The organism is Salinirussus salinus, from assembly GCF_009831455.1.
Taxonomy (GTDB): Archaea; Halobacteriota; Halobacteria; order Halobacteriales; family Haloarculaceae; genus Salinirussus; species Salinirussus salinus.
Genome location: NZ_WOWO01000004.1, coordinates 137,891 through 162,470, shown reverse-complemented (window position 1 = coordinate 162,470; position 24,580 = coordinate 137,891). Strand labels below are relative to the sequence as shown.

Annotated in this window: 29 protein-coding genes; 11 read left to right on the top strand and 18 right to left on the bottom strand. The window is 70.7% G+C overall.

All coding sequences use genetic code 11. From position 1 onward, the window contains the following. Positions 1-63 precede the first annotated feature (63 nt). Positions 64-1,335 (top strand): adenosylhomocysteinase, encoded by a 1,272-nt coding sequence (locus tag GN153_RS14685; RefSeq protein ID WP_159904110.1) that lies wholly within the window; start codon positions 64-66, stop codon positions 1,333-1,335. A 191-nt stretch (positions 1,336-1,526) separates the two neighbouring features. Here GN153_RS14685 and GN153_RS14680 read toward each other — a convergent pair whose 3' ends face one another. The 8 genes from GN153_RS14680 to GN153_RS14645 all read right to left on the bottom strand — a co-directional run bounded on the left by GN153_RS14680 (position 1,527) and on the right by GN153_RS14645 (position 8,054). Further along, the gene (locus GN153_RS14680) at positions 1,527-1,904 is read right to left on the bottom strand and encodes a rhodanese-like domain-containing protein (RefSeq protein WP_159904108.1); all 378 of its coding nucleotides are present in this window, start codon (positions 1,902-1,904) and stop codon (positions 1,527-1,529) included. A 49-nt stretch (positions 1,905-1,953) separates the two neighbouring features. Then, complete coding sequence (locus tag GN153_RS14675) at positions 1,954-2,532, bottom strand: NUDIX hydrolase (RefSeq protein WP_159904106.1); 579 nt, start codon at positions 2,530-2,532, stop codon at positions 1,954-1,956. Further along, a complete protein-coding gene (locus GN153_RS14670; protein ID WP_159904104.1) occupies positions 2,529-2,939 on the bottom strand; it encodes a hypothetical protein in 411 nt (136 codons plus the stop codon). The genes GN153_RS14675 and GN153_RS14670 overlap by 4 nt, the downstream gene beginning before the upstream one ends. After that, positions 2,927-3,355 carry a DUF5809 family protein gene (locus GN153_RS14665; protein ID WP_159904102.1) on the bottom strand — a complete coding sequence of 143 codons (429 nt, stop codon included), beginning with the start codon at positions 3,353-3,355 and terminating at the stop codon, positions 2,927-2,929. The genes GN153_RS14670 and GN153_RS14665 overlap by 13 nt, the downstream gene beginning before the upstream one ends. Before the next feature lie 22 nt (positions 3,356-3,377). Further along, complete coding sequence (locus GN153_RS14660; RefSeq protein WP_159904100.1) at positions 3,378-3,887, bottom strand: DUF5810 domain-containing protein; 510 nt, start codon at positions 3,885-3,887, stop codon at positions 3,378-3,380. Positions 3,888-3,920: 33 nt separating this feature from the next. Then, positions 3,921-4,394, bottom strand: coding sequence for a ribosomal protein S18-alanine N-acetyltransferase (rimI, locus tag GN153_RS14655; protein ID WP_159904098.1), 474 nt, complete (start codon positions 4,392-4,394; stop codon positions 3,921-3,923). Between the two features lie 60 nt (positions 4,395-4,454). Next, positions 4,455-5,288 carry a hypothetical protein gene (locus tag GN153_RS14650; RefSeq protein ID WP_159904096.1) on the bottom strand — a complete coding sequence of 278 codons (834 nt, stop codon included), beginning with the start codon at positions 5,286-5,288 and terminating at the stop codon, positions 4,455-4,457. An 87-nt stretch (positions 5,289-5,375) separates the two neighbouring features. Continuing rightward, positions 5,376-8,054 (bottom strand): valine--tRNA ligase, encoded by a 2,679-nt coding sequence (locus GN153_RS14645; RefSeq protein ID WP_159904094.1) that lies wholly within the window; start codon positions 8,052-8,054, stop codon positions 5,376-5,378. Positions 8,055-8,343: 289 nt separating this feature from the next. Between GN153_RS14645 and GN153_RS14640 the strand changes: the two genes are divergently transcribed. The 3 genes from GN153_RS14640 (at position 8,344) to GN153_RS14630 (ending at position 10,322) form a co-directional block, all read left to right on the top strand. Further along, complete coding sequence (locus GN153_RS14640) at positions 8,344-8,970, top strand: class I SAM-dependent methyltransferase (protein ID WP_159904092.1); 627 nt, start codon at positions 8,344-8,346, stop codon at positions 8,968-8,970. 65 nt (positions 8,971-9,035) lie between these two features. Next, positions 9,036-9,956: a phosphogluconate dehydrogenase (NAD(+)-dependent, decarboxylating) gene (gene gnd / locus GN153_RS14635; RefSeq protein WP_159904089.1), complete on the top strand. Its 921-nt coding sequence runs from the start codon at positions 9,036-9,038 to the stop codon at positions 9,954-9,956. Positions 9,957-10,028: 72 nt separating this feature from the next. Then, positions 10,029-10,322 carry a DUF7565 family protein gene (locus tag GN153_RS14630; protein WP_159904087.1) on the top strand — a complete coding sequence of 98 codons (294 nt, stop codon included), beginning with the start codon at positions 10,029-10,031 and terminating at the stop codon, positions 10,320-10,322. 250 nt (positions 10,323-10,572) lie between these two features. Here the strand turns inward: GN153_RS14630 and GN153_RS14625 are convergent, their stop codons facing one another. The 6 genes from GN153_RS14625 to GN153_RS14600 form a co-directional block, all read right to left on the bottom strand. Further along, positions 10,573-11,010 (bottom strand): transcription elongation factor Spt5, encoded by a 438-nt coding sequence (locus GN153_RS14625; protein WP_159904085.1) that lies wholly within the window; start codon positions 11,008-11,010, stop codon positions 10,573-10,575. Continuing rightward, the gene (locus GN153_RS14620; protein ID WP_159904083.1) at positions 11,010-11,183 is read right to left on the bottom strand and encodes a protein translocase SEC61 complex subunit gamma; all 174 of its coding nucleotides are present in this window, start codon (positions 11,181-11,183) and stop codon (positions 11,010-11,012) included. The genes GN153_RS14625 and GN153_RS14620 overlap by 1 nt, the downstream gene beginning before the upstream one ends. A 97-nt stretch (positions 11,184-11,280) precedes the next feature. Continuing rightward, positions 11,281-11,997: a hypothetical protein gene (locus tag GN153_RS14615; RefSeq protein ID WP_159904081.1), complete on the bottom strand. Its 717-nt coding sequence runs from the start codon at positions 11,995-11,997 to the stop codon at positions 11,281-11,283. A gap of 126 nt (positions 11,998-12,123) precedes the next feature. After that, entirely contained in the window at positions 12,124-13,299 is a 1,176-nt protein-coding gene (gene ftsZ, locus GN153_RS14610; protein ID WP_159904079.1) for a cell division protein FtsZ, read from the bottom strand. A gap of 27 nt (positions 13,300-13,326) precedes the next feature. After that, a complete protein-coding gene (locus tag GN153_RS14605) occupies positions 13,327-14,874 on the bottom strand; it encodes a D-aminoacyl-tRNA deacylase (RefSeq protein ID WP_159904077.1) in 1,548 nt (515 codons plus the stop codon). Continuing rightward, on the bottom strand, positions 14,874-16,286 hold the full coding sequence (locus GN153_RS14600) for a sodium/calcium exchanger protein (RefSeq protein ID WP_159904075.1): 1,413 nt from the start codon (positions 16,284-16,286) through the stop codon (positions 14,874-14,876). Before GN153_RS14600 ends, GN153_RS14605 begins: the two co-directional genes overlap by 1 nt. 132 nt (positions 16,287-16,418) lie before the next feature. Here GN153_RS14600 and GN153_RS14595 point away from each other — a divergent pair, with 132 nt between their 5' ends. From GN153_RS14595 to GN153_RS14585, 3 genes are read left to right on the top strand one after another with little or no spacing between them, the layout of a single operon-like run. After that, complete coding sequence (locus tag GN153_RS14595; RefSeq protein WP_159904073.1) at positions 16,419-17,231, top strand: shikimate dehydrogenase; 813 nt, start codon at positions 16,419-16,421, stop codon at positions 17,229-17,231. Positions 17,232-17,257: 26 nt separating this feature from the next. Beyond that, positions 17,258-17,833, top strand: coding sequence for a helix-hairpin-helix domain-containing protein (locus tag GN153_RS14590; protein ID WP_159904071.1), 576 nt, complete (start codon positions 17,258-17,260; stop codon positions 17,831-17,833). A 4-nt stretch (positions 17,834-17,837) separates the two neighbouring features. Continuing rightward, the gene (locus GN153_RS14585) at positions 17,838-18,716 is read left to right on the top strand and encodes an aminotransferase class IV (RefSeq protein WP_159904069.1); all 879 of its coding nucleotides are present in this window, start codon (positions 17,838-17,840) and stop codon (positions 18,714-18,716) included. A 10-nt stretch (positions 18,717-18,726) separates the two neighbouring features. On the opposite strand, the gene GN153_RS14580 is transcribed toward GN153_RS14585, so the two are convergent. Next, the gene (locus GN153_RS14580; RefSeq protein WP_159904067.1) at positions 18,727-19,104 is read right to left on the bottom strand and encodes a hypothetical protein; all 378 of its coding nucleotides are present in this window, start codon (positions 19,102-19,104) and stop codon (positions 18,727-18,729) included. Positions 19,105-19,622: 518 nt separating this feature from the next. Here GN153_RS14580 and GN153_RS14575 point away from each other — a divergent pair. Together GN153_RS14575 and GN153_RS14570 are read left to right on the top strand one after the other, a co-directional pair. After that, positions 19,623-20,039 carry a Rieske (2Fe-2S) protein gene (locus GN153_RS14575; protein ID WP_159904065.1) on the top strand — a complete coding sequence of 139 codons (417 nt, stop codon included), beginning with the start codon at positions 19,623-19,625 and terminating at the stop codon, positions 20,037-20,039. Positions 20,040-20,248: 209 nt separating this feature from the next. Then, positions 20,249-20,788: a GNAT family N-acetyltransferase gene (locus GN153_RS14570; protein WP_159904062.1), complete on the top strand. Its 540-nt coding sequence runs from the start codon at positions 20,249-20,251 to the stop codon at positions 20,786-20,788. A gap of 10 nt (positions 20,789-20,798) precedes the next feature. Here GN153_RS14570 and GN153_RS14565 read toward each other — a convergent pair whose 3' ends face one another. Then, positions 20,799-21,089 carry a transcriptional regulator gene (locus GN153_RS14565; RefSeq protein ID WP_159904060.1) on the bottom strand — a complete coding sequence of 97 codons (291 nt, stop codon included), beginning with the start codon at positions 21,087-21,089 and terminating at the stop codon, positions 20,799-20,801. A 472-nt stretch (positions 21,090-21,561) separates the two neighbouring features. On the opposite strand from GN153_RS14565, the gene GN153_RS14560 reads away from it, so the two are divergent. Next, complete coding sequence (locus tag GN153_RS14560) at positions 21,562-22,527, top strand: nucleotidyltransferase family protein (protein WP_159904058.1); 966 nt, start codon at positions 21,562-21,564, stop codon at positions 22,525-22,527. Positions 22,528-22,647: 120 nt separating this feature from the next. After that, positions 22,648-23,382 carry a PHP-associated domain-containing protein gene (locus GN153_RS14555; RefSeq protein WP_159905043.1) on the top strand — a complete coding sequence of 245 codons (735 nt, stop codon included), beginning with the start codon at positions 22,648-22,650 and terminating at the stop codon, positions 23,380-23,382. On the opposite strand, the gene GN153_RS14550 is transcribed toward GN153_RS14555, so the two are convergent. Then, positions 23,379-23,882, bottom strand: coding sequence for a metal-dependent hydrolase (locus GN153_RS14550; RefSeq protein WP_159904056.1), 504 nt, complete (start codon positions 23,880-23,882; stop codon positions 23,379-23,381). The genes GN153_RS14555 and GN153_RS14550 overlap by 4 nt on opposite strands. A 114-nt stretch (positions 23,883-23,996) precedes the next feature. Then, on the bottom strand, positions 23,997-24,521 hold the full coding sequence (locus tag GN153_RS14545) for a nicotinamide-nucleotide amidohydrolase family protein (protein ID WP_159904053.1): 525 nt from the start codon (positions 24,519-24,521) through the stop codon (positions 23,997-23,999). Positions 24,522-24,580: the final 59 nt, after the last annotated feature.

Here is a 24,580-nt window from a genome sequence, read left to right as displayed (position 1 = left end):
GGGACGCCCCGGTCGTAGCGGTGCTTCGGTAGGGTTTTGCCGGGCCCGGCCCACGCTCTGTCCATGACTGCTCCCATCAGTGAGCGACTGGACGACCCCGACGCCGCCCGGGCGGAAGGGCGCCGGAAGATCGAGTGGGTCCGCCAGCACATGCCCATCCTCTCGGCGGTCAGCGAGCGTTTCGAGGCCGAACAGCCGCTCGCCGGCGAGCGGATCGGCATGGCGATGCACGTCGAGGCCAAGACGGCTGCCCTGGTGGAGGTGCTCGCGGCCGGCGGCGCGGAGGTCGCCATCACGGGCTGTAACCCCCTCTCGACCCACGACGACGTCAGCGCCGCGCTCGACGCCGTCGAGGGGGTCACATCCTACGCCGAGCGCGGCGTCGACGACGAGGCCTACTACGCGGCCATCGAGGCCGTCATCGGCCACGACCCCACGATCACTGTGGACGACGGCGGCGACATGGTCTTCGCCATCCACGAGGACTACCCCGAACTCCTCGGCACCGTCGTCGGCGGCTGCGAGGAGACGACCACCGGGGTCCACCGCCTGCGCGCGATGGACGCCGACGGGGCGCTGGAGTACCCGATGTTCGCGGTCAACGACACGCCCACAAAGCGGCTGTTCGACAACGTCCACGGTACCGGCGAGTCCGCGCTCGCGGCCATCGCGATGACCACCAACCTCTCGTGGGCGGGCAAGACCGTCGTCGTCGCCGGCTACGGCTACTGCGGGAAGGGGGTCGCCAAGAAGGCCAGCGGCCAGAACGCCGACGTCGTGGTGACGGAGGTCGACCCCCGCCGGGCCCTCGAGGCGCACATGGAGGGGTACGACGTGATGCCGATGGCCGAGGCCGCCGCGGAGGGCGACGTCTTCGTCACGACCACCGGCAACCGCGACGTCATCGTCGAGGACCACTTCGAGGTCATGCAGGACGGCGCCGTCCTGGCGAACGCCGGCCACTTCGACGTAGAGATCGACATCGAGGGGCTCGCCGACATGGCCGTCGACAGCTACGAGGCCCGCGACGGCGTCCGGGCCTACGAGCTCGCGGACGGCCGCCGGATCCACGTCCTCGCGGAGGGGCGGCTCGTGAATCTGGCGGCGCCGGTCGCGCTCGGCCACCCCGTCGAGGTGATGGACCAGAGCTTCGGCGTGCAGGCGCTCTGCGTCGAGGAACTGCTGGAGGGCGACTACGACGCCGGCGTCCACGATGTCCCCGACGCGGTCGACCGCGAGGTGGCCGACATCAAGCTGGCGGCCGAAGGCGTCGGGTACGACTCGCTGAGCGACGCGCAACGCGAGTACATGGACTCCTGGCAGCACGGAACCTGAGGGTACCGGACGGACACCTGCTACTACCGGGCCCGGCGGTCCGAGCCGAGCACTGCACTTATGCCCGTCCGCGGACCAGCACGGATGGTGGCGATGACGAACAGTTACCCCCACTGAGCCCCTTGTGACGATACCTGACACCGAGCCACCGTTTCCGTGCTCCCGTTGCTGACGTCCCTGCTGGCCCGCGCTCAGAAGGGCGGGTCCGAGGTCCCGGCCGCGTCGGTGGCGTCCCCGCCACCGTTCGCGCCCGCGCTCCCGTCGCTGTCGACGGGCCCCTCCCAGGCGTCCATGCCGCCGGAGAGGTTCTCGACGACCCCGTCGAAGTCCTTGTGCGAGGCGATCAGCCGGGCGGCCTTCGCGCTCGCGATCCCCTCGTAGCAGACCGTGACGACGTGGTCGGCTTCGGCGATCCGGTCGCTCTCTTTGGGGATTTCCGCAAAGGGGATGTGTTCGCTGCCGGGGATGTGGCGGGCCCGGTAGGACTGCTCGTCGCGGACGTCGACGATAAGGGGGGCCGACTCGACCAGCAGGTCCTCCAGTTCCCGCGCCGTGAGTTGTCCGTCCATGCCCGCCAATGTGGGTGCGCGGTCCAAAGCCCTGACGCTCCCCGGTCTCCTACAGGACCCCTTCCTCGCGGGCCAGCAGGACGGCCTCGATGGTTGCGTCGTGGGCGGGCTGGCGCCGGGCCGCCGCCAGGGCTTCCTCGACGGGGACCGTCCGCACGGAGAGGAACTCGCTGTCGCCGCGGTCGGTCCCGACGGGCTCCAGCCCCTCCGCGAAGACGATCCCCCGCCGGTGGCGAAGCACGCCCGTCGCGACCCAGAAGTCCTCCAGAAGCGAGACCCCCGCCGGGTCGAAGCCGGTCTCCTCGCGCAGCTCCCGCGCGCCGGCCGCGGTGTAGGACTCGCCGTCCTCGACGACCCCCGCCGGGAGTTCGAGGTGGCGCTCCCGGACCGTCGGGCGGTACTGCTCGACGAAGACGACCTGCCCGTCCGCGACCGGGAGCACCACCACCGCCGGCGGGAATTCGGCCCAGTAGTACCGCTTGCGCGAGCCGTCGGGCTGTTCGACCAGGTCGTATCCGCCGGTGTACCAGGGCGTGTCGTACTCCGTGACTGACTCGACGACCGGCCACTCGTCGGGCACCGCGTCGTCGCCGGCAGGGCCCCCGGAGCCGCTCCAGTCGCCGGTCATCCCTCAGCCTCCCGGACGATGCTCAGCCGGTAGACCGTTCCGCCGTGGCGGGTGTACACGCCGTCGTCGGCGCTGGCGTTGGGGTACTGCCGGCTCAGGGCGTTCTCCTCGTCGAACGGCGAGTGGGTGAACGCGCCCTTGAACCCGACGGGGCCACGCCAGTAGGGGTCAGAACGGCCCGGCTCGCCAGCGCTCGCCCGCTCCAGGGCCGTCGTGGTGTAGGGGAAGCGGTCGCCCGTGACCTCGCTCGCGTTGAATGGGGTGGCGTTGCCGGCCGGGGTCGCCGCGGTGGCGGTCAGGTAGTAGGGGTCGCCGCTTTTCAGCAGACCGGGCAGCGCGCCCAGCGCGAGGAGCACGACCACGACTGCGAAGATGACGTAGACCGCCTTCTTCGTTATCGGGCGCACGGGACCACCTCGCTGTAGACGCGGCCAAAGGCCTGCCGGCGCAGCGTCTCGACCGCCGCCCGGCGCTGCTCGTGGAAGGTGGCGGCGACGACCGTCTCCGCAAAGGGTGCGGCGTGCCAGACCACCCCGTCGACGTGCTCGCTCCCGAACTCGACGACCTCCCACCCCTCGTGCTTGGCCTGCCACTCCTCGAAGGCCTCGCGGTCCCCGACGTGAACCTCGAGCATCGAGGCGAAGAGCACTTCCCGGGCCGTCTCGACTACCTCGCCGGTGACCCGGTCCTCGTACTCCTCGGGGTCGAACTCCATGGCCTTCGCGACCTGCTTGACCGTCGTCTGTGCCGTCGGCCCGAGCGCCTCGTAGCGCTCGCGGGCCGCGGCGGCCGTCTCCGGTGCGAACAGCCCCTCCGTCTCCATACCTCCCCTTCGGCCGGCAGCCCTATTCCGTTTCCGTTCCGGGACTGTCCCCGTCATCTCCCGCGCTGCCCTCGGCCCTGTCCTCGTCTGTGTCTCCCTCGCTGTCAGCCCCGGCCGCGTCGGCGTTCTCCCGGCGCTTCCGGGTCATCTCGCGGGCCTCGGCGATGACTTCGCGGGCCTCCTCGTCGAGCGCCTCGCCCGCGAGGGCGTCGGCCCCGGCCGGCAGGTCACCGGAGCCGGTGCGTCTCCCGCTGCCGCCCGTGCCGTGGCCCCCCTCACTGTGCTCGTGGCCGTGGCTGCCGGGGCCGCGGTCGGTCGTGTCCTCGAAGACCTGCGGGAACTCCGTCTCCGGGGCGTGCTCGGCGACCCGCTCGCCGAGTTCCGTCTCGTCCAGCTCGCCCCACTCGGGGACGTGGTCGTCGAGCCACTCGCCGTGCTCGCCGCCGCGGAGCATGGCGGTGAACGCGAGGTGGTTCGCGAGGTGGGTCGCGTCGGACTGGGGGTCCTCACAGACCGGGCAGGCGTAGCCCATACCCGGTCAAGACGACCGAGCCACAAAGGCGTTTCAGAGCGGACGGACCAGCACCAGGGCGTTCTCGCCGTCGCTGTAGTAGCGGGGGATGGTCCGGCGGTGCTCGAACCCGTGCTCGCGGTAGAGACGGCGCGCGGTGTCGTTGCCCTCCCGGACCTCGAGTTTCACCGAGGAGGCCCCCGCGGTCCGGAGCACGCCCATCGACCGCTTCAGAAGTGTGGTCCCGACCCCGCGTTCGCGGTGGCTCTCACGGACCGCGATGTCCTTGATGTGCCCCAGCGGCCGGCCGTGGTTGGGGACCGAGTCGGCCACCACGTAGCCGACGACGCGCTCGTCGGCGGGCGGGGTGGCGACCAGGAAGCCGGGCTCGCCGAGATACCGCTCGAAGGCGTCGAAGGGCCAGGGCTGGGGGAACGCGGCCTGCTCGATCCGGTGAACCGCGAGCAGGTCCGCGCGCTCGGCCTGCCGGACGCGGGGCGCGTCGCCGTCGGGCGCGACCGTCGTCACGCCGACGGCTACGGCGCGTGGCTACATATGCGTGGCGACGGGGACACCGCCCCGAGCGGGTCACCCCGTCGGGGACCAGTCGGCCACTGCGCCGGCCGCGGCGCCGCCGAGCGCGCCCCCCACCAGGGGGTAGACCACGCCCGCGATGAACACGGCCTGGACCTCTCCCGGGCCGATGGAGGCGGTGACGGTGAGGTTGAACACCGCCAGCGAGAGGCTCCAGGTGAGCGCGGCGACGGCGACGACCACGAGCAGGAGGTAGCCGACGACGACGCTCGCACCCGCCACGGCGCCCGTCTTCGGCGTCGTGACGTCACACTCGATGGCGGTGTAGAAGCCACAGATGAAGAGCATGAAGAGGGGGACAAAGAGGAGCAACCCCGGCTCGAGCGCCGCGACGAGGTCGCCGGCCCCCGGGAAGGCGCCGAAGCTCAGCTCGCCGGAGTCGCTACCGGCGCCGGTAACGGAGTACTCGATCGGAACGAAGTGGGCGCGGTAGACGAGCCAGCCGACGACCTGCGGGATCTCCGGGGTCGACGCCGAGAGCGCGAGCGGGAGGCCCGCGACCGCGCTGGCGACCCGCTCGGCCCGAAGCGAGTACATCACCGCGTAGGTGCCGACGAACGCGACCATCCCGAGCAGCAGACCCGGCCGGAGCGACAGGTGGTCGAACAGCCGGCCGCCGACGGGCGTCTCCGGCGCGGTGCCGAACGAGCCGCCGTCGGTACGGACGGCCGGTTCCCCGCCACCGGGGCCGTCGTGACCGGCGCAGTCGTCGCTGGAACCGTCGCCACCGGGGCTGCCGGAGCGGGCCCCGGGTCCACCCCCCTCGATGCCCTCCGCCGGCCCTGGCGGGCTGTCGCCGTGCTGGCTACCCGCCGGTTCCTCTGTCATTACCGACACGTACCGGTTCGAGTCTCTAAACGTTACTGGATGCGGGGCCGGACGGAGCGGGAGAAGCGCCGCCAGCGGTCGGGGCGGTCAGGCGTAGACCAGCACGGTCGCGCGCTCGCCCTCGAGCACGGTCACCTCCTCCCCGGATTCGGCGCGGTGTTCCTCGCGGACGGTGACGGCCTCTCCGGGGACGACAGCCACTTCCTCTCCCAGGTCGACTTCGATCTCCTCCTCGTAACGCTGCTGGTCGCGGACCTCGGTGGGGTCCATCGCCTCCAGGGCGGCGATGACCTGGCCGGCCTGGTCGCGGAACTCCGGTCCGATGGTCGCGTGGTCGGGCTCGACCTCGACGGGGACGAGTTCGACGGTCGGCTCGCCCTCGCGGACGTGGACGGGGCCGTTGACTGCCTCCGAGAGGTCGTAGGTGTCGACCGCCGCCTCGGGGGTCTCGTCGGGGTAGACCTCCACCTTCTCGAGTTCGGCGTTCAGCGCCATCCCCTGGTCGGACTTCCAGGAACGGACCGTCGAGGCGACATCGGCGATGAGCTCCCCCGCAACCTCGGCCCCGTCATCGTCGAACTCCAGGTCGGGCCAGGCGCCGGCGTGGACGCTCCCCTCGGTGCCGGGCAGGGCCCGCCAGGCCTCCTCTGTCAGGAACGGGGCAAACGGCGAGAGCATCCGCAGCGAGGCCGACAGGGCCGTAAAGAGGGCCTGCCGGGCGGCGTCCCGTTCCCCGGGGCGGCCCTCGTAGAGCCGCCCCTTGATCAGTTCGAGGTAGTCGTCGGCCAGGTCGTGCCAGACGAAATCGCGCAGCTCCTGGAGGGCGGCGTCGAAGCGGTACTCGTCCATGTGTGTCTGGACGGCCTCGGCGACGTCGGCACACCGCGAGAGCACCCACCGGTCGACGTCGCGGTAGGCGGGGTCGGCGAGCGGCTCGCGCTCGTCGTCCAGATGCCCGGCCGCGAAGCGGGTGATGTTCCAGACCTTCGTCCCGAACCTGCTCGCCGACTTGACCTCCTTCCACTGGAACTGGATGTCCGAGCCGGGCTGGCCGCCCAGCGCCATCGCCTGCCGGAAGGCGTCCGCAGAGTACTCCTCGACGGCCTCCTCGGGCTGGACGAAGTTGCCCCTGGATTTGGACATCTTGTTGCCGTCCTCGCCGAAGACCATCCCGTTGATGAGTGCCTCCTCCCAGGGGATCTCCCCTTCCAGCGCCGCAGTCCGGAGGATGGTGTAGAAGGCCCACGTCCGGATGATGTCGTGGCCCTGCTCGCGCAACTGGACCGGCGAAAAGTCCGCGTCGGGCCAGCCGCCGACGTACAGCGCCGAGATCGAGGAGTCCATCCACGTGTCCATCACGTCGGTCTCGCCGTGCCAGTGGGTTCCGGCGGCTTCGCCGCCTCCATCCCGCGACTCCTCCGGAGCCGCGCCCGCCCCACACTCCGGGCAGGCGTCGACGGCGGGGGCCTCGTCGGTCGGCTCGACGGGCAGTTCGTCCTCGCCGGCGATGTAGGTGTGCCCGCAGTCGCCACAGAACCACGCCGGGATCGGAGTGGCGAACACGCGCTGGCGGGAGATGACCCAGTCCCACTCCATCCCCTCGGTCCAGTCCTCCAGGCGGTCGTACATGTGCTCGGGGATCCACTCGACCTCCCGGGCGTGCTCGAGGATCTCCGCCCGGTCGACCTCGACGAACCACTGCTCTTTCGAGAGGATCTCGATGGGGGTGTCACACCGCCAGCACTGGCCGACGTTCTGCTCGGTCGGCTCGGTGTCGTTCAGGTAGCCCTCGGCCTCCAGGTCCGCGGCGACAGCCTCCTTTGCCTCGTCGATCCCCATCCCGGCGTACTCGCCGGCCGCCTCGCCGAGGTGGCCGTCCTCGGTGACGACAGGCCGCAGATCCAGGTCGTGCTCGGCCCACCAGTCGACGTCCTGCTTGTCCCCGAAGGTGCAGATCATCACGGCGCCGGTCCCGAAGTCGGCGTCGGCGTCCTCGTCGGCGATGAGTTCGACCTCCTGGCCGAACAGGGGGACCTCGAAGGTCTCGCCCACCCGGTCGGCATAGCGGTCGTCGTCGGGGTGGACGGCCATCGAGACGCAGGCCGCGAGCAACTCGGGGCGCGTGGTTGCGATCTCGATATCCTCGCCACCGTCGACGGCGGGGAAGGTGATGTAGTACAGCGTCCCGTCGACGCCCTCCTCCGTCTCGACCTCGGCGTCGGCGATGGCGGTCTCACACCGGGGACACCAGTTGACGGGATGCTCGTCGCGGTAGACGTAGTCGCTGTCGGCCATCCGGACGAAGGAGCGCTGGGTCTCCCCCCAGTAGTCGGGGTCCATGGTCTTGTACTCCGTCGACCAGTCCTGGGAGAACCCCAGCGTGTGCATCGTCTCCTTCATCGCGTCGATCTGTTCTTCGGTGTGGTCGATGCACATCTGCCGGAACTCGTCGCGGGGGACGTCCGTCCGGTGGAGGTCGTTGTTCTCCTCGACTTTGACCTCCGTGGGGAGCCCGTGACAGTCCCACCCCTGTGGGAACTTCACGTCGTACCCCTGCAGGCGCCTGTACCGGGCGGCGAAGTCCATGTAACACCACCCCAGGGCGTTGCCGATGTGGAGGTTCCCCGTCGGATAGGGCGGCGGGGTGTCGACGACGTAGTCGGGGCTTCCCGTATCCTCGTACTCGTAGACATCCATCTCCTGCCACTCCTCGCGCCACTTCGCCTCGACGGTCTCGGCCTCGTAGCTGTCCGGTAGGTCAGTCATAGTTTGTCAGGTTCGCACGTGTGTCCGTAGCTGTCGGTGTCTGTCGCGGCTGGGCCCGTTCGAGAGGTGCCAGGCGGCCCGAAAACGGCGGCTACCGTGCCGGCGCACGTACTACCGACGCAACCACGTCCATGTGTGTCGGCTGGGAGGTCGCGGATATAAATTTTCGCTTACGACACCGCCACACCCGGGAACGCGAGGGGCTCGCGGGCCGTAGCTATAGGACGCCCCCGACCCAACCGTCGGGCATGGACCACTCGACCAGGGCCACGACCGGTGGTGACGCGGGATGACCGCCGTCCCCCCGCGACCGGCCGGCCCGCTGGTCGACGTCTACGACGCCGCCTACGCCGGGGTGCCCAACTGGGACATCGGCCGCCCCCAGCGGGCCTTCCTCGCGCTCGCGGAGGCCGGCTACGTCGAGGGACCGGTCCTCGAAGTGGGCTGTGGCACGGGCGAACTCTCCCTGTATCTCGCCAACCGCGGGCTGGCGGTGCTGGGGGTCGACCTCTCGCGGCGCGCGGTCGCCCGGGCCCGCGCGAAGGCCCGCCGGCGGGGGCTGGACGCCCGGTTTCTGGTCTGGGACGCGCTGGCGCTCGACCGGCTGGCCGACCTCGGGTTCGCGTTCCGGACGGTACTGGACTGTGCGATGTTTCACGTTCTCGGTGAGGCCGAGCGCGAGCGCTTCGTCGACGGGCTGGAAACGGTGCTCCGGGCCGGCGGGCTGTACTGCGTGCTCGGGGACGCCCGCCGGGACCGGAGCATCTACGGACTCTCGCCCGCGGAGTTGCGCGCCCGCTTCGACCGGCCGGGATGGTCCGTCGAGTTCGTCCACGAGACGGTCTTCGAGCGCCGGTACAGCACCAACTCCGCCTACATCGCCGGGGTCCGGCGAACGTCGGCCGAGGGAGGCTGAATCCCACAGGCGGCGCCCGCGCCGGCGACCACAACCCCTACCTGCCCGCCGGTCGACCACTCCGTATGGAACTGGGCATCATCGGACTCGGGCGGATGGGACGGATCGTCGCCCGGCGGGCCATCGAGGGAGGCCACGACGTCGTCGCCTACGACGTCGACTACGAGGCCGTCGGCGCGGTCGCCAACGACGGCGCCGAGCCCGCGGAATCGATCCCCGACCTCGTCGACCGGCTCGGTCCCGACACGCGGGTCTGGCTGATGGTCCCCGCCGGCGAACCCGTCGACGCCGCACTGGAGGACCTCGAAGGTCACCTCGACGGCGACGACATCGTCGTCGACGGGGGCAACTCCCACTTCGAGGACTCGGTCCGCCGGGCCGAGGCCACCGAGGCCGCCTACCTCGACTGTGGCACCTCCGGCGGACCCGCGGGCGCGGAACTGGGCTTCTCGCTGATGGTCGGCGGCCCGGAGTGGGCCTACGAGGAACTGGAGCCGGTCTTCGACGCCGTCGCCACCGGCCCCGACGGTCACGCCCGGATGGGGCCCGCCGGTGCGGGCCACTACGTGAAGATGGTTCACAACGGCGTCGAGTACGCGCTGATGCAGGCCTACGGCGAGGGGTTCGAACTCCTCCACGAGGGGCGCTACGACCTGGACCTGGAGGCCGTGGCCCGCACGTGGAACAACGGCGCCGTCATCCGGTCGTGGCTGCTGGAACTCTGCGAGGAGGCCTTCCGCGAGGAGGGGTCGGACCTCGGGGACGTCGCCGACCACGTCACCGGCGGCTCCACGGGCACCTGGACCGTCCAGGAGGCCCTCGAACAGGAGGTCCCCCTCCCCCTGATCTACGCGGCGCTGGCCGAGCGCTTCGGCTCCCGGACGACCGGCGACGCCGCGGACGAGCCCGGCGAGGGGCGGTTCTCCCGGCGGCTGGCGAACCGCCTGCGGTACGGATTTGGCCGCCACGAGGTTGCCCGGCGGTAACACCGGTCCGGCACCCGGGAACAGCCCGCCGGCGTCGGAACGGTTTTATCCCGGGCTCGCCACCCACCGCACATGGCGCGCTGGGAATGTGCGATCGAGGGCGACGAGGAAGTCTTCGACCGCGTCGAGGACCTCATCGTTCACCAGGCCACGGCCCACGACCGCATCGAGTGCAAGGTCTGTGGCGCGGTCGTCCCCGACGGCTACTTCGCGATCCGTCACGCCTTCGACGAGCACTCCCGCGCCGAGTACGTCCGAGCCTACGACGCCGACGCCGGCGACGTCCGGCGCCGCGAGAGCGTCAAGGAGGCCATCGAGGCCGAGGCCGACATCCGCGAGGTCGTCGACCGGCTCGAGAACAACTAAATTTTTACTTCGGGGGTATCCTCGCGCCGGGGGCGCTGCGGTACCCCCGCTCGCAAAAATTTAGTACAAAACGACCTCGGCGCTCCTTGTAGTCGCGCCGAGTGAACCGCGCTCACTCCGTTCGCGCGGATGCTCGTGGTCAGCCTGCCCTTCCCCGTGGGCGCGCGATGAACCGCGCGCCCGGCCTAACGGCTGGTATTCGTTGTGTCTGCAGAGCCAGAGACTTGTCGCCGCTTGGCTGCTCTTGGACCTATCGCTCTTCGGAATCTAACACGCGGATCTGGTCGCCGCGCACGGTGACGGGGATGGGAACGGTCGCCTCGTAGAGTTCGACGGTCACCTGGTCTTTGCCCTCGTCGATGCGCTGGACCTGGGCCTTCTCGCCCTTGAAGGGGCCGGCGATGAGTTCGACGATGTCGCCCTCGGCGATCCCCTCGACGTCGGGGGTCGGCGAGAGAAAGTGCTCGACCTCGGACATGGAGGTCTCGCCCGGCACGACGCCGTTGGCGTGTGGGATCTCGTCGAGGATGCGGTCGAAGACCGCGGGGTCGTCGGCCTCGACCATCACGTATGAGGTGACCGAATCCGGCGCCAGCGCGGCGTGGACCGACTCCTCCTCGCGGTTCATGATCATGTCCGCGACGGTCCGCTCCTGGCTCGCGGTGGTCTTGACGGCGTAGATACCCATCAGGGACCACCCGGCATGATGTACATGAAGACGTAGATCAGGAAGCCGACGAGTCCCACCAGCAGGATCCCCGCGCCGGCGATCTTGGCCACCTGAGAGAACTCCGTCCAGGAGGGCGTGCTCGCCAGCTTGAGCACCCTGATGTAGGAGCTCAGGTCCTTCGGCGTGTTCATACCCGCTCCTAATCTGTGCTCGCTTTTCTATCTATTGATGGCTGACGACCCCACGCGGCAGGGACGGGGGCGGAGACACCCGCGGGCCCCGCGAGAGTCAGGCCGGCGCGTCGCCGGGCAGCGTGATGTTCTGTGGCCGGCCGAACTCGCTGTACCGGACCGTCCCCGTCAGGTCGATGGACCGGCCGCCCGCCTGCGCGGTCGCGTCGATCTCGACCTGCCGGGGGAGGTGGTCGTCGCGGCTGACCTGCAGTGTGTAGGTGAACTCCGTGAAGTCGAAGTCCGCGACGCCGACGCCGCCGCCCTGGCTCAGCACGGACAGCTCGTCGAGTCTGTCCTGGGGCACCTCGAGGCGCAGCGTCGACACCGGCTCGCCGTCGAGCGTGCTGTTGCCCTCGAAGGTGACCGTCGAGGCGTTCAGTATCTCCTCCATCTGCTGGAGGCGGTCGCGTTGCTCTGCGAGGTCGACCTCCCGGGTCTGCCACCTGCCGCCGGCCTCGGCGTAGGCCGTCCCGCCGACGAGGTAGGCGGTGACCCGCTGGTCGCCGCGTGGCGTGTCGACGGTGACCGTCAGCGTCGAGCGCGGCGCCGAGCGGTTCGCGACGCCGGTCGCCTCCACCTCGACCGACTGCTCCTCGGCCGAGGCCGTCATCGTCATCTCGAACTCGTAGATATCGACACTCCCCATCGCGTCGAGGCTCGCCTGCTGGAGCTGGCGAGCCTGCTCGCTCTCCCCGCCGAACAGTCCGGCACAGCCCGCGGAGAGGACCAGGAGGGTCAGGGCGGCGAGTGCCACGCTCCGTGTTCGTGACATACGCCGGGAAATCCCGGGGGGCGAATAAGTATCTTGTAGGAGCGGACGGCGGGAGCGGCGGGCAGGTGAGGTGTGAAACGAGCGGACGGGAAAACGGACAGACTGGACTCCACGTAACGCCGGCGGCTACTCGACGTAGTCGATGTCCTCGCCGAGTTCCTTGGCGGCGCGTTCCTGTTCGGCCTCGCTTTTCCCGTAGATCTGGGGGCTCTCGACACCGGTGACGACGATCATCGTCTCCATCTTGCCCTCGAACTGGTTGTTGACGCTGGCGCCCCAGATGATCCGGGCGTCGGGGTCGATCCGGTCGTAGATCTCCTCGACGACGCCCTCGGCCTCCTCGATGGACATGTCCGGGCCGCCGACGACGTTGACCAGCGCGGAGGAGGCGCCGTCGAACTCCACGTCCAAAAGCGGCGAGCGCAGCGCCGAGCGGATCGAGTCCTGGGCCTTGTTCTCCGAATCGGACTCCCCGAGGCCGATCATCGCGACGCCGCCGTTTTCCATGATGGTGCGGACGTCGGCGAAGTCGACGTTGACGAGGCCGGGCTTGGTGATCAGTTCGGTCATCCCTTTGACCGAGCGCATCAGCACCCGGTCACAGATCTTGAAGGCGTCCTGCAGAGGCATCGAGGGGGCGTAGTCGAGCAGGCGGTCGTTCGGAACGACGATGACGGTGTCGCTCACGGCGCGCAGGCGTTCGAGCCCGGCGTCGGCGTTCGCGCGGCGGCGCTCGCCCTCCGCGGTGAAGGGGATGGTGACGATGGAGATGGTGAGCGCGCCCGCCTCCTGGGCGGCCTGGGCGACGACGGGCGCGGCGCCGGTACCGGTCCCCCCGCCCAGCCCCGCCGTGACGAAGACCATGTCGGAGCCGTCGATGGACTGCTGGATGTCCTCGATGTTCTCCTGGGCGGCCTCCTCGCCGATCTTCGGGACAGAGCCGGCCCCGCGGCCGCCGGTCCGCTTCTTCCCGATCAGGATTTTGGTGTCGGCGTCGACCTCGTCGGCGAGGTGCTGGGCGTCGGTGTTCGCGGCCACGAGCTTCGCCCCGTGGATCCCCTCCTCCATCATCCGCGTGACGGTGTTGCCGCCGGCCCCGCCACAGCCGACGACCGTGATCTTCGTCTCCAGGTCCTCGACGACGTCGGCCAGCTCCTCGTCGGTCATCTGGCCGCTGGTCGACGGCTCGCCGGTCGAGGACGACTCGGCGGGAGTCGTCCCGTCGGTCTCCGGGGCGCTGTTCGTCGCCTCCTCCCGCTCCTCCTCGGCCTCCTCGATGGCATCATCGATAATGGAGTCCATTTTAAGAGCCTCCTAACACAGCGACCGTTATGAGTTTTCCCCTGTGTCTGACGGACGTCTGACTGTTTTCGGGACTGAAAACGCTATCTCCCGTTCCGTGCTGACCGCTTCCGGGGGAACGCGCTCACCGTCGACCTCGACGGCCTGTCCGTCCGCGAGCCTGCCGAATTTCGGCCCCTCCGGGACGCCCAGTGTGCGTGCCTTCTCCGGGTCGAAGGCAGTCTCGCGAGCGATAATCACCTCGCCGTTCCCGGCCGTCTTCTCAGCCTCCTGACCGTCCTCCGCGAGCCGCGTCACGCCGTCGTACCGCGTTTCGAGTACGTCGACCATACCGTCGACGAGCTCGTCGTACTCCTCGGGCGCGCCGAGGACGGCCGGGCCGGTCGGGCGGGTCCCGCCCTGGTCGGTCACGAAGGCGAGCGTCCGTGCCGCGAGCAGCTCCCGGGTCGTCTCGCGGTCGATACCGCGGGCCTCCGCGAGCAGCTCCTCCGGGAGGTCGGCGACGACGAACGCCGACGGGTCGCCGGGGCCCGTCTTCCCCCCGTGCTCCCGCGCCGGCTCGCCGAAGCGCAGCCCCTCGTCGACGGCCGCCACCGCGGACTCCACGGCCCGGACGAACGGGAGGGGGACGCCGTCGGTCTCCCGGACCCACGTCTCGCCGACGACCCGTCCGCCCGCAGCCTCGACGGCCGCCGCGGCCTCCGGACGTTCGCCCTCCAGCAGGGCGTAGCCGGCTCGGCTCTCCTCCAGGAGCCGCCCCATCACGGGACGGAGTTCCTCCGCTTCGAGCGCCTCCAGCCCCCAGTCGGCGGCGACGTGGCCGACCGCCCAGTCGGTCTCCCGGAGGACCCGCTCGAACCGGGGTGCGTAGTGGCCCCCGCCCACGCCCAGGAGGTGGCGCCTGTCCCGGTCGGCCTCCCCGCCCGCCTCCCGACCCGACCCGGTGTGGGACCGTTCCGCGTCGCGGTCGGCGGGGGTCCCGCGCAGGTCGAGGGTCGCCCGGGCGACCGCCCGCGCCGCGTCGGGGTCGGCCCACGCCTCCGGGCCGCTGCCAACCTCCACGAACATCGAGGGGGCGCCGACCTCGCTGGGTCCGTGGTGGGTACACTCCATGCCGACCTCGTACCCCTCGGGTGCGTGAGCTGCCAGCGCCTCGAGGACCCGGGCGTGGGCGTTCGGACAGGCGCGGGCGAACCGGTTCGGCTCGCCGCCGTGGTCGGCGGGGCCGACGTTGCCGGTGTGATGCGCCGTCAGCAGCGGCCCCGTCTCCCCGGAGTGGCGGGAGACGAAGACCAGCAGGTCCGGCTCGCCGAAGGCGTCGGCCGGCCGCTCCAGGTCGAGGTGAAGCGCCTCGAACTCCCGGAGTTCGACCGGCACTGCGTTGCCGTCGTCGTCGCTGCCGCCGCCGGTCGCGTCGCCAGCGGCGGCCCGGCTCTCCAGCCGGTAGACGGTCCCACCCCCCTCCGCGTCCGGCCGGCTATCGTCGGTCCGTGCCTCCCACTCGGCGAGGTCGAGGAGGTGGTCGCCGACGTGGACGGAGGCCTCGTCGGCGCGGGAGACGACGATAGCGAGCATCAGTCGGCGTGGTCGGGCTCGACCGGTTGCTGGCCGGCGGCCTTCCGGGCCGCGAAGGCCGCGAGTTCGAACAGTTCGCGGAGCTGCCGCCGCCGGAGCACGAGCAGCGCCGCGCCCAATACGAGGTAGACGACCGTGTACGTCACGAGCATGAGGAACTTGACCTCGTCGGCGGGCATCGCGAAGGGTTGCCACAGCCTGAGGAAGGTAAACTCGATGAGCACCTGCGAGATGAACAGGCCAAACAGCGCGAGCGCCTCGCGCATGGAGATCTGGAAGTTCACCAGAATACCGAGTGCGAAGAAGGACTGGGCGGCGGTGATCCAGATCTCGCCGGACTGGATCCGGTCGAAGGGGAGCACGCCGTACTGCCCCAGCGCCAGCGAGTAGACGACGACGAGCGTCCCGATAAGCAGCGTCCACTGGTTGAGCTTCGAGGAGATCAGGGCGTTGAACCCGGCCGTCGAGCGGGCCTTGTAAACCAGCACCGTGACGACCACCAGCTCGGGGGATTCACTCGCCAGCGGCGCGATCCACTGGATCATGAAGAAGGGGGGGACGCCGATGGCGGTCCCGATGTCCTCGAGCCCGTGGGCGAAGGGCTCGACGGCAGTGAAGATCAGAAACCCCGAGTACGCGAACAGGCCGAGGACGACCGGAACCCGCACCGGCCGGGGGAAGCCCTGGAAGTAGGCCGGGACGCCGGCGTGTTCCTCGGTCGTCTCGATGTCGCCGCGGATGATGATGCCGATGTAGACGACGTAGATGCCGACGAGCACGAGAAAGTCGAGCGCGCCGATGCCGCCGCCCAGCGGGACGAGGAAGGCCCACAGCGTCGCCAGGAAGAGGAAGGTGAGCTCGGTGGCGATGTCGCGGTCGAGGTGGACGACGCTGGCGAACAGCCCATCGCGGTGCTCGACGGCGGGGTCTCTGGTCTGGCGGGCCTTGTAGACGGTCAGCACGGCGATACCGGCCCACCCCAGCCCGATCAGGATGCGGTTGGCGCCGGTCATGTTGGCGACTGCGAGGTTGGCGCTCTGGCAGGCGTCGGCCAGCGTGTCCGCGCTCGCGGCGGCGCCGGCGGCCAGCCCCTCGCCGCCGGTCGCGACCCCCCGGCAGGCCTCGGCGGTCGCGCCGCCGGAGCCGGCCCCCCAGGCGTACAGCGCGTCGACGGCGTACTCCGGGGCGACCGCCAGCACCGCGAGCACCGCGATGGCGAATGCACGGGGGACGTCCTTCTCGGCGGTCTCGGCCCCCCACGCCAGCAGGAAGGACGCCCCGAGGACGCTGACGCCGCTGACCAGCACCGTCGGGGTCGTCCCGAACTCCGTCCCCGTGAGGAAGGTGAGCACCCACGGGACCGAGAGCAGGACCGCGCCCGCGACGGCCGTCAGCGGGTGCCGGAGTCTCATCGTTCGCCCAACGTCGAACCCGAAAGTAGGCCTTACGATGTCACCCCTGCGACCGCCGCTCCCGGGCGACCGCAGCGGACGGCGACCGCGACAGCGCGTGCCATTTAACCCCGCCGCCGGCGACGGTCGGGTATGCAGGTCTACGGGCTGATCGGGAACCCGGTCGGGCACTCGCTGTCCCCGCCGATGCACGAGGCCGCCTACGAGGCAACCGGGCTTGACGCCCGCTACGTCACCTTCGAGCCCCCCGAAAGCGAGGGCGCGGCGGCCGTCGAGAGCGCCGCCACGCTGGGCGTGCGGGGGCTGAACGTCACCATCCCGTTCAAGGAGCAGGTGCTCCCGGCCGTCGAGCCCGCCCCGCTGGCCGAACAGGTGGGAGCGGTCAACACCGTCGACTTCGGGACGGACCCGCCGACGGGCTACAACACCGACGCCGCCGGCGTCACACGGGCGCTGACCCACCACGGCGTCGCCCTCGCGGGGACGGCCGTGGTCGTCGGGGCGGGCGGGGCCGGGCGCGCGGCCGCGTTCGCACTCGCCGACGCGGGAATGGCCGTCAGGGTCGCCAACCGGACCGCCGAGCGCGCCGAGGAACTCGCCGCCGCCGTCGACGCGGGGCCCGGTGCCGGGGCGACGGCTCACGGGCTCGACAGGCTGGCAGAGGTGCTCGCGGACGCCGACGTACTGGTCAACGCCACCAGCGTCGGTATGGACGAAGACGTCTCGCCGGTGCCCGCAGACGCCCTGCACGCCGACCTCGCGGTGCTGGACGCGGTGTACTCGCCGGTCGATACCCGGCTGCTCCGGGAGGCCGCGGCCGCGGGCGCGACGACCGTCGACGGCGCGTGGATGTTGCTCTACCAGGGCGTCGAGGCCTTCGAGCGGTGGACCGGCCGGGAGGCTCCGGTCGACGCGATGAACGACGCGCTCCGAGCGCGGCTTTGAATAGCCGGCGGTGTGAACTATCAACTATGGGACTCCTCGACAAGCTCAAATCGCTTCTCGGCCGCGACGACCGCCAGACTCGACGCCGGCAGGGCGGCTCCGCGAACGTGACCGTCGAACACGAGCCCGACGCCGAGCCGGCGGCCGGGACCGAGGCCGCGGTGAAGGGGACCGGCGGAGCGGACGACCGCGCGGCCGGCGCTGCCGCCGGGAGCGGGGCTGCCACGCAGACCGATGCCGGGGTGACAGACGGGCCGGCAGCGGGTGCCGAACCGGACGACGGCACGGAGGCGACGCCCGGGGAAGCAACGGCGGAGCCTGACGAACCCGAATCCGGGGAGTCGGACGGATCCGCGGTCGACGGAGAGGGCGACGCGGAGGCCGGCGAGCCGGAGTCGGCAGGGCCGGACGAGTCGGGGGAGGCGTCGGAGCCCGTCGACAGCATCAACGGGATCGGGCCGACCTACGCCGAGCGGCTGGGGGACGCGGGTATCGAGACTGTCGGGGACCTGGCGGCCGCCGACATCGGGACCGTCGCCGACGCCGCCGAGGCGCCGGAGTCACGGGTCACCGGCTGGCTCGAGCAGGCACGGAACCGCTGAACGCGTGAGCGACTCCGAGACCGACTACTACCACGTCGACGGGACGCTGCTCCCGGCGGCGGAGGCCACGGTCAACGTCCGGGACCGCGGGTTCGTGTACGGCGACGCGGTCTTCGAACGGCTGCGTGTCTACGGCGGCGAGCCCTTCGAGTGGGCCGCCCACGTCGACCGCCTCGAGCGCAGCGCCGCCAGGCTGGGTTTCGACGAGGCACTCCCCCCACGCGACGACCTCCACGACCGCGTGACCGAGACGCTCGAGGCCAACGACCTCTCGGAGGCCTCGGTCCGGCTGTCGGTCTCCAGAGGGGTTCAGGACGGGGAACTCACGCCGGAGCCGCGGGTCGACCCCACCATCACGGTCGTCGTCGACGAACTCCCCCGAGGGGGGACCGACGGCGAGCGCGCCTGGGACGAGCCCGCGACGCTGCGGACCGTCGAGACCCGTCGCCCTCCGGAGGAGGCGCTCCCCTCGGCGGTCAAAACCCACAGCTACCTCACCGGGGTCCTCGCACGCCTGGAACTCCCCGAGGACGCCGACGAGGCGCTGGTGCGTTCGATGGAGGGGCACGTCACGGGAGGGGCCGGCAGTAACCTCTTTCTGGTCCACAACGGGACGCTGTACACGCCGACCGCGAACCTCCCGCTGTTGCCGGGTGTCACCCGCGGCGTCGTGCTGGACATCGCGGACGGCGAGTCGTTTCCGGTCGAGACCGGCCGGTACAACCGCACCGACGTCCGGGAGGCCGACGAACTGTTCCTGACGAACTCCACCTGGGAGGTCCGGCCCGTGACCGAGATAGACGGCTACGAGAAGCCGGTCGGGCCCCTCACGAAGCTCTGTGGACGGCTGTTCGACCGCCGGGTCGAGAACGCCCACTACTGAGCCGTCGTGTCTACAGTGTCTCCGCGACGGTCGTGTCGGGGTTGGCCTCGAGCGTCTCGAAGGCGTGTCGGACAGCTTCGGCCAGCGCCGACCGGCAGGCCTCGGTGTCGGTGTCGCCCTCCGGAAGGACGTTGTGTAAGATCCGTATCCTGAACCGTTCCTCGCTCCCGCCGTACGTCCCCGAGACGAGCGCCTCCGCCTGGACGGCGATCCCCTGGATGTTAGGGGTTTCAGTGGCCAGACCGACGGCGCGGGTCTGCCCGTTGAACGTCGTTTCGGTGAACGGCTCGTAGCCATCGCGCTCCGGGATCGGCGTCGACGGCGACTCGAACGTCTGTCCGAACTGGATCTCCGCTCGCGGGGCGTCGCTGCCGAACGCCGTCCGCATCGTCACGGAGCTCGGGTCGTAGGAGGGCTCCTGGTACGGCGTGGGGTACTCGCCCCGGAAGATCAGCCGGCGCTCGCCGGGGTCGAAGGCGGTGTACTCCCCCGCGAAGTCGGTGCAGGTGAGCGGGCCCGTCGAGTCCGAGTCTCCAGGGCCCGGACTCCGCGGTGGCCTCTGTCGGCGTCTGCATCGACGCCTCGGTCGGTGTCTGCTCCATCTCCGGTGGCGGCGTGGGCGTCCCGCCCACCGTCGGCACGTCGTCGGTCCCGCTCCCGCCGCCGTCACTGCCGCCGCCACAGCCGGCCAGCCCGGTCGCGGTCGCCACGCCGAGTGTCGCCAGCAGCCGCCGCCTGGTGACCCGGTTCGCCTCACCCGTCGGCCTCTGTCGGTCGGCCATGGGACGGGCTGGCGGCGCGGGGGACATAGATCCCGTCTCTAGAGACATAGCGTCCGGGCGGACCGGCCGCCGACGGCCGGCCCTGGACCGCACCGTTGAAGCCGCTCCCGGCCGAGGCCGGGGTATGGACGAGGACAGCCGGATCGCCGCCGTCGAGGAGGTGCCGGCGGACGGCTCGCTGCTCTTTACCGTGCGGGACGGCTTCGACCGCGAGGAAGCGATCCTCCTGGGGCTCTCCGACGGAGTGGTCGCGCTGCGGAACTACTGCCCCCACTGGACGGACGTCCGCCTGGACAAGGGCAGCGGCGCGACCCGCCGGAACGGCGAACTGGTCTGTGAGAAACACGGTGCCACCTTCGAGGCCGCGACCGGGGAGTGCACCCACGGCCCCTGCGAGGGCGCCACCATCGAGCGCCTGGAGGTGACCGTCGCCGACGGCAATGTCTACCTGACCGACGAGGACTACGAGTTCGAGGAGGTCGGCCCCTCCGGCGAGCACGACCTCTCCTCGCGGGGCCGGATCGACTTCTCCGGGAACTGAGACCCGGCCTGCTCTGCGGGTCGTGTCGCTGCGCGTCCGGGACTGCTGACAGCGAGAAGGCTCCGCCCCTTTCGACCCCACCCGATACGGCTGTCCGGGCGGGGCGAGACTTTCATCCTGTTCCCAAAGTCGGTAGACGTGCAGACGGTTGTGTGGTGTGCTACCGCGCCTGGGAAACGTTCATTCCACAGTCGGCCCACGCTCGGAGTATGCCCGGACCGGTGTTCATCCCCGGCGACAGCGTCGACCTCCACACCATCGAGGAGGAGGACCTGGAGTTCCTTCAGGAGAGCGTCAACGACCCGCAGGTCTGGCGCCGTATCGGCCGGAATCGCCCGGTCAACGGCCAACAGGAGCGGGACTTTTTCGACGAGGTCGTCGGCGGTGACGACGGCGTCCACCTGCTGGTCTGTGCCGACGGCGAGCCCGTTGGGACCGTCGGGATCAACGGCCTCGGCGGCCCGGAGACTCCCGAACTCGGCTACTGGGTCGCACCCGACCACCACCGCCAGGGGTACGCCACGGCGGCCGCCGAACTGCTGACCGGCTACGCCTTCGACCAGCTCGGCGTCCACCGTATCGAGGCCCGCGTGTTCGACTTCAACGACGCCTCGCGGAAGGTTCTGGAGCGGGTCGGCTTCACCCACGAGGGGACCAGCCGCGAGGCCGCATTCATCGACGGCGAGTACCGGGACGCGCTCTGGTACGGGGCCCTGGAGGAGGAGTGGCGGGCCGACGACGATAGCTGACCACCGGGGGTCACTCGATCCGGAAGGCCGGCTCGGTGACGGCCTCGCTCTTGCACTCCGGGCACCGGCTGGGACGGTTGACCAGGTCGTCGAACTCCGAAAAGCCACACTCCTCGCAGGTCGGCGGCGCGACCAGGAGGTCTTCCCCGGTCGGCTCCAGCGACCGGGCGACGTGCCGGACGTGGTCCAGGGCCTCGGCCGTCCGGATCTCGAACTCGGCGGCGAGTTCGCCCGCCGCCAGCGTCTCCTCGCGCAGGCGGTCGGCGATCCGCTCGCGGGTGGTCCGGCTTGCCTCGCGCATATTTCGGGGTCGGCGTCAGCCGGTAAACCTCTTGTGCGCTTCGTGGGGACTTGGTTGTGACAGTACGACTGTAAATAGCAGAAACACTCGCCCCTTCCAGTCCCGCCCGTGCTCGCGGCCGGCGCCGTCTGCTCGCGGGCAGCGGGGCGGTTTCACCGCCCCGCCATCGCGGCGCTTTGCGCCGCGCACGGCCCGCTCGCACGGTCCGCGGAGCTTCGCTCCGCGCTACTCGCCCCCTCGTTGCGCTCACTCCGTTCGCGCAACGCACGCCACATACCTCCCCAACCGATTCGCTCCCTCCCTTTGGTCGGTCGCTCATCCCTCGCACGGCGCTTGTCGCGGCCGGAGCCGCGACAGCGCGCGCCACCTGCCGGGTCACGTTCCGCACGCGTGGTCGGTCGCCGGGAAGTGCGGGGCGCCACCCGGTTCATGGATGAAAAGGGATATACACGCCCGCTCGGTCGTCTGTGACATGAAGGCAGTCGTGCTCGCCGGGGGGTACGCGACGCGTCTGTGGCCGGTCACCCGCCACCGTCCGAAAATGCTCCTCCCGGTCGGCGAGACGACCGTCATCGACCGCGTGCTCTCCGGTCTCGAGGCCGACGACCGGGTCGACGAGGTCTTCCTCTCGACCAACGAACGCTTCGCGGAGGACTTCCGCGAGCACATCGCGGCGGAGGGCTACGGAAAGGCCCGGCTGAGCGTCGAGGACACCACCGAGGAAGACGAGAAGTTCGGCGTCGTGGGGGCGCTGGCTCAGCTCGTCGACCGCGAGGAGGTCGCCGACGAGGACCTGCTCGTCGTCGCCGGTGACAACCTCATGGACTTCGACATCGCGGAGTTCATCGACTTCTTCGAGGCACGGGAGGCGCCGACGCTCGCGGCCTACGACGTCGGCTCCCGGGAGAAAGCCAAATCATACGGCCTCGTCGACATCGAGGGCGAGGAGGTTGTCGACTTCCAAGAGAAGCCCGACGACCCGCCGAGCACGCTCGTCTCCATCGCCTGTTATGCCTTCCCCGCCGACGCGGTCCGCTTCGGTGAGTACCTGGCGGGCGATAACAACCCCGACGAGCCCGGCTGGTTCATCCAGTGGCTCGTCGACCGCGAGCCGGTGTACGCGTTCAGCTTCGACGGCGCGTGGTACGACATCGGCACGCCCGACAGCTACCTGGAGGCCATCGAGTGGGCGCTGGAGGGGGAGTCGGTCGTCGCCGACTCCGCGACCGTCGAGGACACTGCAGTCGGCGCGAACGTCCACGTCATGGAGGGGGCTACAGTCAGAAACGCCGACCTCGAGCGCTCGGTGGTCTTCCCCGGCGCGACCGTCGCCGACGGCAGGGTCGAGAGCTCGCTGGTCGACTCCGAAGCGGACATCCGGGGACTCGACCTCTCCGGGGCGCTGGTGGGGTCGTACACGCAGATCCACCAGGGGTGACGGTCCCGGTCGTGGCTGCCTGCCGGGCGACCCCCGGGAACCGGCACGAGCTGAGAGATGGGAACGCCTAAGAGCGACGCGGGGGCACGTTCGGGCGTGACCGACGGGACGCGCGTGGACATGCACGTGAAGGTGCTCGACGAGCGGGTCGTCCGCCGGGCGAAGGCCCGGGACCTGGACGCGCTGGTCTACGCCCCCCACTTCACCCGCTGGCCGGACGTCGTCGACCGCGCCGAGGATTTCTCCGACGACGACCTGCTGGTGGTGCCCGGCCGCGAGCTGTTCACCGGCGACTGGCGCACCCGCCGGCACGTCCTCGCGCTCGACCTGGAGCGGCCGGTTCCCGACTTCCTCACGCTGGAGGGGACGATGAACGAACTGGCCGCCCAGGACGCGCTCGTGCTCGTCCCCCACCCCGGCTTTCTCACCGTCAGCCTCGGCCGCGAACACCTCGAGACTTACCGCGACCAGGTCGACGCCGTCGAGGTCTACAACCCCAAACACCTCCCCTGGGACAACAGCCGTGCCCGCCGGATCGCCGCCGACATGGGCCTGCCCGCGTTCACCTCCTCCTACGCCCACCTCCGGGGGACGGTCGGGGAGTGCTGGACGACCTTCGAGGCCGACCTCGAGGAGCCGGCGGACGTCCTGACGGCAGTCCGGGAGGGGGTGCCCCGCCAGGTCGACCACCGGCGGGGCCCGGCCCACCTGCTGCGCCGCGGCGCGGAGTTCGCCCACCTCGGCTGGGAGAACTCCTGGAAGAAGTTCGACCGCGTCTACCTCTCGGGCACCGAGCCGACCCACCCCGGCCACGTCGCCTACGACGGGCGCTTCGACGACGTCCGGGTCTACTAGAACCCGAGCGTCTGCGCCCCCAGCCCCAGGCCCTCGGTGACCTGCTGGACGGCCGGCGGGGCGTAGTAGACCAGCCCGGCGATGACCGCGAGTTCGACGGCCGTGATCACGACAGTGAGTACCCCCGACCACTTGCTGTCGACCGGCACGCCGAAGGGGACGTCGAACTCGCGGTCCCAGAGGGGGTAAAAGAGGGCGATCCCCCGGGTCGTGCCGAGCACGTCGAGCACGTAGTGGGTCACGACGCCCAGCCAGACCCACTGGAGGTTCGCGAAGAAGAAGGGGTAGGCACCGACGACCGCGAGCACCGGGAGGTTGTGCAGCGTCTTGCGGTGTTTGCCGAACGCGGTGTCGACGTCGGGAAACAGCGCCCCCAGGATGACCGGGACCGACACCTCCGCGATGGTCCGGAAGGTCTCGACGCCGCCGTCGGGGTTGAGGACGTAGCCGAAGCCGATGGCCAGCAACGCCGCGTTCAGCACGTGGCCGCGTTTGTTCACACCCTGAGGGGCGGGCGGCGGGGTTACAAAGCTTCCCTTACGCACCGTCGCAGTCCGGAAGTATCGGCCTACCGCACTACGCCCGGTCGGGACGGGGCGCCCGCCGCGTCCGTGTCAGCCCCGTGTGGCCCGGACTGCCGCCAGCAGGTCCGCCACTGCCTGCCGCGCGAACCGCTCGCGGCGGTCGGAGCGGCTCTCCCCGTCGAGGACGCGGCGCTCGGTGGTCGTCTCCGAGTCGCCGCTCTCCCAGGGAGCGGCGCGGGCGACGCCGACGACGCAGGTCCCCACCGGCCGGTCCGCGACCCCGCCGCCGGGGCCGGCGACCCCGGCGACCGCCAGCCCCCAGTCCGTCCGTGCGCGGTCGCGGGCGGCCCGGGCCATCGCCGCGACCGCCGGCTCGCTGACTGCCCCGTGCTCGTCCAGCGTCTCCCGGGGGACCGCCAGCACCTCCCGCAAGGAGTCGTAGCTGTAGGTGACGTAGCTCCGGTCGAGGTAGTCGCTGGCGCCCGGCGGCGCGGTGAGCAGCGCGCCCACCAGTCCCCCGGCCGCGGCCTCGGCGACGGCGACCGTCTCGCCGGCCTCCCGCAGCGCCTCCCCGGCGCGCTCCTCCACCGGCGGGTCCTCGGCGTGTGCGTCCATACCACTCCCTCGGGGGCGACCGGCAAAAGCGGCGGGGGACGGGGCTGGCGACGCGCTCC

What these genes read in the sequence shown, in the direction of transcription:
- GN153_RS14685 (WP_159904110.1), top strand. Translation starts at nt 64, where the DNA reads ATGACTGCTCCCATCAGTGAGCGACTGGACGACCCCGACGCCGCCCGG.
- GN153_RS14680 (WP_159904108.1), bottom strand. Translation starts at nt 1,904, where the DNA reads ATGGACGGACAACTCACGGCGCGGGAACTGGAGGACCTGCTGGTCGAG.
- GN153_RS14675 (WP_159904106.1), bottom strand. Translation starts at nt 2,532, where the DNA reads ATGACCGGCGACTGGAGCGGCTCCGGGGGCCCTGCCGGCGACGACGCG.
- GN153_RS14665 (WP_159904102.1), bottom strand. Translation starts at nt 3,355, where the DNA reads ATGGAGACGGAGGGGCTGTTCGCACCGGAGACGGCCGCCGCGGCCCGC.
- GN153_RS14660 (WP_159904100.1), bottom strand. Translation starts at nt 3,887, where the DNA reads ATGGGCTACGCCTGCCCGGTCTGTGAGGACCCCCAGTCCGACGCGACC.
- GN153_RS14650 (WP_159904096.1), bottom strand. Translation starts at nt 5,288, where the DNA reads ATGACAGAGGAACCGGCGGGTAGCCAGCACGGCGACAGCCCGCCAGGG.
- GN153_RS14645 (WP_159904094.1), bottom strand. Translation starts at nt 8,054, where the DNA reads ATGACTGACCTACCGGACAGCTACGAGGCCGAGACCGTCGAGGCGAAG.
- GN153_RS14640 (WP_159904092.1), top strand. Translation starts at nt 8,344, where the DNA reads ATGACCGCCGTCCCCCCGCGACCGGCCGGCCCGCTGGTCGACGTCTAC.
- gnd (WP_159904089.1), top strand. Translation starts at nt 9,036, where the DNA reads ATGGAACTGGGCATCATCGGACTCGGGCGGATGGGACGGATCGTCGCC.
- GN153_RS14630 (WP_159904087.1), top strand. Translation starts at nt 10,029, where the DNA reads ATGGCGCGCTGGGAATGTGCGATCGAGGGCGACGAGGAAGTCTTCGAC.
- GN153_RS14625 (WP_159904085.1), bottom strand. Translation starts at nt 11,010, where the DNA reads ATGGGTATCTACGCCGTCAAGACCACCGCGAGCCAGGAGCGGACCGTC.
- GN153_RS14620 (WP_159904083.1), bottom strand. Translation starts at nt 11,183, where the DNA reads ATGAACACGCCGAAGGACCTGAGCTCCTACATCAGGGTGCTCAAGCTG.
- GN153_RS14615 (WP_159904081.1), bottom strand. Translation starts at nt 11,997, where the DNA reads ATGTCACGAACACGGAGCGTGGCACTCGCCGCCCTGACCCTCCTGGTC.
- ftsZ (WP_159904079.1), bottom strand. Translation starts at nt 13,299, where the DNA reads ATGGACTCCATTATCGATGATGCCATCGAGGAGGCCGAGGAGGAGCGG.
- GN153_RS14605 (WP_159904077.1), bottom strand. Translation starts at nt 14,874, where the DNA reads ATGCTCGCTATCGTCGTCTCCCGCGCCGACGAGGCCTCCGTCCACGTC.
- GN153_RS14600 (WP_159904075.1), bottom strand. Translation starts at nt 16,286, where the DNA reads ATGAGACTCCGGCACCCGCTGACGGCCGTCGCGGGCGCGGTCCTGCTC.
- GN153_RS14595 (WP_159904073.1), top strand. Translation starts at nt 16,419, where the DNA reads ATGCAGGTCTACGGGCTGATCGGGAACCCGGTCGGGCACTCGCTGTCC.
- GN153_RS14590 (WP_159904071.1), top strand. Translation starts at nt 17,258, where the DNA reads ATGGGACTCCTCGACAAGCTCAAATCGCTTCTCGGCCGCGACGACCGC.
- GN153_RS14580 (WP_159904067.1), bottom strand. Translation starts at nt 19,104, where the DNA reads ATGCGGACGGCGTTCGGCAGCGACGCCCCGCGAGCGGAGATCCAGTTC.
- GN153_RS14575 (WP_159904065.1), top strand. Translation starts at nt 19,623, where the DNA reads ATGGACGAGGACAGCCGGATCGCCGCCGTCGAGGAGGTGCCGGCGGAC.
- GN153_RS14570 (WP_159904062.1), top strand. Translation starts at nt 20,249, where the DNA reads ATGCCCGGACCGGTGTTCATCCCCGGCGACAGCGTCGACCTCCACACC.
- GN153_RS14565 (WP_159904060.1), bottom strand. Translation starts at nt 21,089, where the DNA reads ATGCGCGAGGCAAGCCGGACCACCCGCGAGCGGATCGCCGACCGCCTG.
- GN153_RS14560 (WP_159904058.1), top strand. Translation starts at nt 21,562, where the DNA reads ATGAAGGCAGTCGTGCTCGCCGGGGGGTACGCGACGCGTCTGTGGCCG.
- GN153_RS14555 (WP_159905043.1), top strand. Translation starts at nt 22,648, where the DNA reads ATGCACGTGAAGGTGCTCGACGAGCGGGTCGTCCGCCGGGCGAAGGCC.
- GN153_RS14545 (WP_159904053.1), bottom strand. Translation starts at nt 24,521, where the DNA reads ATGGACGCACACGCCGAGGACCCGCCGGTGGAGGAGCGCGCCGGGGAG.